Source organism: Nocardiopsis sp. TNDT3, from assembly GCF_003427465.1.
Lineage (GTDB): Bacteria > Actinomycetota > Actinomycetes > Streptosporangiales > Streptosporangiaceae > Nocardiopsis > Nocardiopsis dassonvillei.
This window is the reverse complement of record NZ_QPFC01000256.1, coordinates 1-2,486: the sequence shown is the minus strand read 5'-3', so window position 1 is coordinate 2,486 and position 2,486 is coordinate 1. Positions and strand designations below refer to the sequence as shown.

1 protein-coding gene and 1 pseudogene are annotated in these 2,486 nt (G+C 74.1%); both read right to left on the bottom strand.

The genetic code is table 11. The annotated features are described in order from the left end of the window. Positions 1-369 precede the first annotated feature (369 nt). On the bottom strand, positions 370-1,299 hold the full coding sequence (locus tag DQW06_RS07095; RefSeq protein ID WP_013156410.1) for an AEC family transporter: 930 nt from the start codon (positions 1,297-1,299) through the stop codon (positions 370-372). Between the two features lie 182 nt (positions 1,300-1,481). Further along, positions 1,482-2,486, bottom strand: a pseudogene (locus DQW06_RS07090) (serine/threonine protein kinase); the annotation flags it as partial.

The following is a 2,486-nucleotide window of genomic DNA, read 5'->3' as shown; positions in this document are numbered from 1 at the left end:
GGCCTCGGCCGGGGCGGTCGGCGGGGCAGTGGGGGCACCGGGCGCGGCGGCGGCCGAGGCCGCCCCGGGCGCCAGGACGGCGGCGATCATCAGGGGTGCGGCCAGCATCGGCAGGACGCGTGGAACTCGTGGCATCAGGGGCTCCCGGGGTGTTTTCGCTACCCCTCGAACCTAGGATTCGGCGCTGTTCGGAGCACTGGTGCGGACGGGCGTTCCGGTACTACAGCCAGCTGCACCACCGGACGCGCGGACGTGGCGCCTCCTCGACCGGCCTCCGGGGCGGGCCCGCTTCATGCCCGGGCACGGGGAGGTGTTCCGGACGCGCCGCTCAGCCGCTCCGGGACGGCCCGGGGCGGACTCCGCCCCGGCTCACCCCAGCAGGAAGGTGACGGTGAGCAGCGCGGGAATGGTGAGGAAGGTGGTCACGAGCACCACCTCGCGGACCATCACCTCACCGGTGCGGTACTGGGTGGCGTAGTTGAAGACGTTCTGGGCCGTGGGCAGGGCCGCCAGCACGACGACGGAGAACAGGCTGGAGGCGTCCAGGTCGAAGACCAGGGCGCCCAGGGCCCACGCCGCCAGCGGCTGGACCACGGACTTGAGCGCCACGGCGAACAGCATCGGCACCCGTTCGGGGCCCCGGCCGGGGAACGGGCTGCCGTGCAGGGAGATCCCGAAGGCCAGCAGCATGGCGGGGACGGCCATGCCGCCGATCAGGTGGAAGGGCTCCATCAGGGGTTCGGGCGGCACCCAGCCCGAGGCGGAGACGGCCACGCCCGCCAGCGACGCGATCACCACGGGGTTGCGGACCGGCGTGCCCAGCGCCCGCCGGAAGACGGGGCCCACCCCGCGCACGTCGCCGTCGGCCAGGTCCAGGAGGGTGAGGCCGACCGGGGCCAGGACCAGGAGCTGCGTGAGCAGGATGGGCGCGACCAGGGACGCGTCGCCGAGCACGTAGACGGAGATGGGGATGCCCAGGTTGCCCGCGTTGACGTACGAGGAGGCGAGCGCGCCGACCGTGGTCGGTCCGACGCCCTGGCGCCGGACGAGCCCGAACACGACGAAGGCGAACGCCACGACGGCCACGCTGATGACGCTGACCAGGACCGGACCGGACACCAGGACGGAGAGGTCGACGTCGGCCAGGATCGTGAACAGCAGCGCGGGGCTGGCCACGTAGAAGGCGAGCTTGCTGAGCACCTCCCTGGCCCCCGGGCCGAGGAGCGGGATGCGCCCGAGCATGTAGCCGATGACGACGATGCTGGTGATGACACCGAAACCGATCAAGACCCCGGACAAGAGGCGCCCCCACTGCGCACGCGCGACACAACCCGAAGACGCTATCCGAGGTCGGGTTCCGGCGATACGTCCCAGATCACACCGGTGTGTGCCTTCTTTGGTCTAAGGCGAGGTTCGCCGTGCGCGGCGGGGGTTTCGGAACGCGGCCCCTCCCGGGACGGTACGGGTTTCGGCGCGGCGCCTCACTCCGCGGGCTCCTCCGGATCGGGGGACGGTGAGGGCTCCTCCTCGGCGGCCTCCTCCTCCGCCTCCCGGGCGGCCTCCTCCTCCGCGGCCTCCTCCTCGGCCAGGCGCTCGGCCTCGGCCTCGGCGCGGTCCGCGGCGCGGGTCGTGCAGACCTCCTCGGCGGCGGACGCGGAGCCGTCCACGGCGATCACCGTGAAGCAGTACTCCATGCCGGTGTAGCCGGTGGCGACCTGCGCGGTCACCACGCCGGGGCCGGTCCGGGCCAGGGTGGCGGCCTCGTGGCCGAAGGGGCCGCCCAGCACGAAGAAGGAGGCGGTGCCGCCGCTGTTGTCGGTCCAGCTGAGTTCGACGGCGTTGAGGCTGTCCGCCAGGACGACGCCGGTCGGCGCGGAGACCTCGGGCGGCGCCGAGGGGTCGACGACCGGTTCGGCGGCCTCCTCGTCCGCCGCGGGCTCCGGTTCGGCCTCCTGCTCGGCGGCCGCGACGACCGGGGCCGGTGACTCCAGCGCGGCGAACACCCCGGAGACGCTGGTGACCACGAGGATGCCGCACACGGTCACGGCGATGTGGAGGTGGCGGCGCCACCGCGGCTGGTGCTGTTCGGTCTCGGGCACGGGACCCCAGGAGGGGGTGTCGTCCTCGGTCCGCGTGGACTCGTCCACGGGCAGGGCGGAGGATTCGGCGGTGCCCGTCCAGCCCTCCAGACGCGACCAGGCGCGCAGCGCGGAGATCTCCTCGCCGCGCAGCTTGGCCATCATGATCTCGGCGGTGCCGCCCGCGTCGACGGCCGGGAGCCTGCTCCCCTCCAGCCCGGTGGGCCGGGGCCTGAGTTCCCGTGACGGCTGCGGCCGGGGCTGTTGCGGTCCGGTCGCCGGGTGCCGGGCCGCCTCCCCGGGGAACGGCGGCGGTGCGTGCGGCGCGGCGGGCGCGTGCGAGGTCTGGGGGCCCGAGGGTCGGAACCAGGCCGTGGCGGGCGGGTTCTGCGGACCCGAGGACGGGAG